Below are 3,927 nucleotides of genomic sequence, written 5' to 3' on the forward strand. Positions count from 1 at the left end.
ATGGAGTGGGGATTGCTTTTTTTCATGTAAATGGTTATACTTATTTATGTGTCATTTACGGCACACCTAACTATTGGTTTCAAATTTGCCGTGCTAGGTGGGGAGGTAGCGGTGCCCTGTACTTGCAATCCGCTCTAGCAAGACTGAATTCCCTCCTTCGGTAAGTACTCTGTAAGGTCTGACCATTGTAAGTGGTGTTGACGTCTGGGTCCTGCGCAATGGGAACTTACGAACCCTGTCAGGTCCGGAAGGAAGCAGCAGTAAGTAAGAACTCCCATGTGCCGCAGGGCAGCCTGGGCCGAGCTAACTGCAATGGTTCCGCTTATGGATACTTATCAACGGAGGGTGCACGGCAGTTAATTTTACATATAGAACTTAAACCATTCTCACCACAGCGGAGGATGGTTTTTTTGTATGGATTGCCGTTTGTAAATACGGCCGATTACGATATAATAAAGGGGACTATGTAAGGGGGGCAAGGAAATTGGGATATCAAGCATTATACCGTGTCTGGCGTCCGCAATCCTTTGAGGATGTAATCGGACAGGAACACGTAACGAAAACGCTTCAAAATGCCTTGATGCAGCAGAAAATATCCCACGCTTATTTGTTCTCGGGTCCTCGAGGAACTGGTAAAACAAGTGCTGCCAAGATCTTGGCAAAGGCTGTGAACTGTGAACATGCTCCTGTCAGTGAGCCATGCAATGAATGTGCTGCCTGCAGAGGGATCACAGATGGTTCAATATCCGATTGTTTAGAGATAGATGCTGCCTCTAATAATGGGGTAGAAGAGATCCGGGATATCCGGGATAAAGTAAAATATGCACCATCTTCTGTTAAGTATAAAGTCTACATTATTGATGAAGTTCATATGTTATCGACAGGTGCCTTCAACGCCCTGCTCAAAACATTGGAAGAACCGCCGGCCCATGTCATTTTCATCCTAGCGACGACAGAACCGCATAAAATTCCTCTCACCATTATCTCTCGTTGTCAGCGTTTTGATTTCAAACGAATTACCCCGCAGGATATCGTCAGCCGAATGGAACGAATCTTACGGGAAAGCGGTGTTGAGTACGAAGAACAAGCACTTTCCGTCATTGCACGAGCGGCTGAGGGCGGAATGAGGGATGCGCTAAGCTTGCTTGACCAGGCAATCTCATTCGGTTCTGACCGGGTGACAATGGAGGATGCCTTGACGGTTACGGGGGCTGTTTCTCAATCATTCCTGACCAAGATTGTTAAAGCAATTCATGAAAAGGATACAGCAGAAGCGCTCGGTCAATTGAAAGACTTGCTGGCAATGGGGAAAGACCCCGTCCGGTTTGTTGAAGATATGATCTTATTCTACCGGGACATGCTCTTGTTCCAGGCGGCGCCTGGACTGGAGGATTCCTTGGAAAGAGTCTATATAGATGATGATTTCAAGAGGCTGGCTGAAGGGATTGCCCCTGAGAGCCTGTACACATGGATTGATCAATGGAACCAATCCATCCAAGAAATGAAATGGTCGACCCATCCGAGAATTTCCTTGGAAGTACTCCTCGTGAAATTGTGCCAGTCCGATGCACCGGTAAAAGCGGCTTCGGGCGGTGTCGATGATGCTGCTGTGAAGAAGCTCGTCGAACGTATTAATCACTTGGAATCAGAAATCAACTCCTTGCGTTCCCAAGCACCAGGTGACCAAGGGATGACGCCGAAGGATAAGCCGAAGAAGGCAGCGGTCTCTAATCGATCCTTTAAAGTGCCTGTAGGACGTGTAAATGAAGTGCTGAAGAGCGCAACAAAACCTGCCTTAATGAAAATAAAAGGCAGCTGGGCAGAGATGCTTGAATCACTCAAACGCTCACAAGCTGCCCTTTTGAACGATGCAGAACCAGTTGCTGCCTCTGAACAGGCATTTGTGCTAAAATTCAAGTATGAAATCCACTGCCAAATGGCAATGAATAACCAGGAATTCATTTCTGGCCTGAAATCGACTCTTCTTCAAATCACAGGCAGCAGCTTTGACATTGTAGGTGTCCCAGAGGATGCCTGGAAGAAAATCCGGGAAGAATATGTTGCTAATCAAAAAACAGATAATGACGAAGAAAAGAGCAGTCAGGAACCTGCTGAGGAAGATCCGCTGATCGTCAAAGCAAGGGAATTATTTGGCGATGAGCTAGTGGAAATAAAAGAATAATTGGAGGGCTATACACATGCGTGGAATGGGCAATATGCAAAATATGATGAAGCAAATGCAGAAAATGCAAAAGAAAATGGCTGAAGCACAAGAAGAGCTTGGCCAAAAGAAAATTGAAGGAACAGCTGGCGGCGGCATGGTAACTGTCATCGTTACTGGGCATAAAGAAATCGTTGAAGTAAAAATCAAAGAAGAAGTGGTAGACCCAGATGATATCGAAATGCTTCAAGACTTGGTGCTTGCTGCCACAAATGATGCTCTAAGAAAAGCTGATGAGCTTACTAGCAGCACAATGGGCCAATTCACAAAAGGATTGAATCTACCGCCAGGCTTCATGTAAGGAGTAAGTAAATGCACTATCCTGAACCAATATCAAAGTTGATAGACAGTTTCATGAAACTGCCAGGAATCGGCCCGAAAACGGCTGCCAGACTGGCATTTTTCGTGTTAGGTATGAAGGAAGACACGGTTCTTGATTTCGCTAAAGCTCTCGTAAATGCGAAGCGCAATCTGACATACTGCTCTGTATGCGGGCATATTACTGATCAAGATCCTTGTTATATTTGTGAAGATAAACATCGCGACAGGTCCATCGTTTGTGTGGTGCAGGAGCCGAAGGATGTCATCGCTATGGAGAAAATGAGAGAGTTTAATGGCTTGTATCATGTTCTTCATGGAAGCATATCCCCAATGGATGGTATTGGGCCGGAGGATATTAATATTCCTGCCCTTTTAACAAGATTGCAGGATGAGACGGTTCAGGAGGTTATTCTCGCAACCAACCCGAATATCGAAGGGGAAGCCACTGCTATGTATATCTCTAGATTGTTGAAACCAACTGGGATAAAAATCACCCGTATAGCCCATGGGCTGCCGGTAGGCGGAGACTTGGAATATGCGGATGAAGTCACTTTATCAAAGGCAATAGAAGGAAGAAGAGAATTGTAGGATACAGCTTGGAGGGGACAGCGTGTTATTTCGAAGAAAAGGCAAGCTTCGCAGAGAATTCGACCAAAAGCTTATCCATGATATCGAGACGATGAAGGCTAACTGGTATAACCATAAGGGTTTGTTTGAGAAGAGCTTCGATCCATCTTTCGATACGATATGCCAAGCGAAGTTAAGTGAATTGAAGTACTATTATCTATTTAAAGAAGCAAAGAAACGGAATGTCTCTTTGCATTAAATATTTGCTCCCAGGGCTGTTCTAAATGAAGTGCTTGTCTCATAAAGTGAGGTAAACGCTTAGGAGGGATGGCTATGGAGCAAGGGGTATTCATTGCTGTTGCAATAGGCTTAATTCTGCTTTTGTTGATTGCCGGTGTGCCGCGTAATCCTCTGAAACAAATGGGGAGCCTGATTGCCAAGCTTGTGCTTGGCGCCGTTGCGTTATTTTTGATTAATGCAGCGGGAGGGAGCTATGGGATTCATATTCCTATTAATATCCCCACGACAATGATCTCAGGGATCTTAGGTATACCAGGAATGGCGGCTTTAGTCATTGTACAAAAATGGATTATTGGGTGATGAAAGTTAGGTTGTAAAAGACAACCTAACTTTTTTTATATAAACTATTGCACTATAGGAAAAAGGATGGTATATTAATAAACGTCGCTGCTGCTAGTGAGGCAGATGACGAAAAAGAAATAAAAAAAGTCGTTGACAAAATGAAGCTGACTTGGTATGATATTAAAGTCGCTGAAAACGACAACGAAACAGATTGTTCTTTGAAAACTAAACAAAAC

The 3,927-nt window shown here is 44.4% G+C and carries 5 protein-coding genes and 1 other RNA gene; all 6 read left to right on the plus strand.

The annotated features are described in order from the left end of the window. Positions 1-88 precede the first annotated feature (88 nt). Positions 89-353, plus strand: an RNA gene (gene ffs / locus ACI35L_RS01030) — signal recognition particle sRNA large type. A 131-nt stretch (positions 354-484) separates the two neighbouring features. Next, positions 485-2,182 carry a DNA polymerase III subunit gamma/tau gene (gene dnaX / locus ACI35L_RS01035; protein ID WP_049672635.1) on the plus strand — a complete coding sequence of 566 codons (1,698 nt, stop codon included), beginning with the start codon at positions 485-487 and terminating at the stop codon, positions 2,180-2,182. Between the two features lie 16 nt (positions 2,183-2,198). Next, entirely contained in the window at positions 2,199-2,522 is a 324-nt protein-coding gene (locus ACI35L_RS01040) for a YbaB/EbfC family nucleoid-associated protein (RefSeq protein ID WP_049672634.1), read from the plus strand. Between the two features lie 11 nt (positions 2,523-2,533). Then, complete coding sequence (gene recR / locus ACI35L_RS01045; protein WP_049672633.1) at positions 2,534-3,130, plus strand: recombination mediator RecR; 597 nt, start codon at positions 2,534-2,536, stop codon at positions 3,128-3,130. Positions 3,131-3,152: 22 nt separating this feature from the next. Beyond that, complete coding sequence (locus ACI35L_RS01050; RefSeq protein ID WP_049672632.1) at positions 3,153-3,368, plus strand: YaaL family protein; 216 nt, start codon at positions 3,153-3,155, stop codon at positions 3,366-3,368. Positions 3,369-3,442: 74 nt separating this feature from the next. After that, on the plus strand, positions 3,443-3,709 hold the full coding sequence (locus tag ACI35L_RS01055) for a pro-sigmaK processing inhibitor BofA family protein (protein ID WP_049672631.1): 267 nt from the start codon (positions 3,443-3,445) through the stop codon (positions 3,707-3,709). Positions 3,710-3,927: the final 218 nt, after the last annotated feature.

The organism is Pradoshia sp. (assembly GCF_051873915.1).
Lineage (GTDB): Bacteria > Bacillota > Bacilli > Bacillales > Pradoshiaceae > Pradoshia.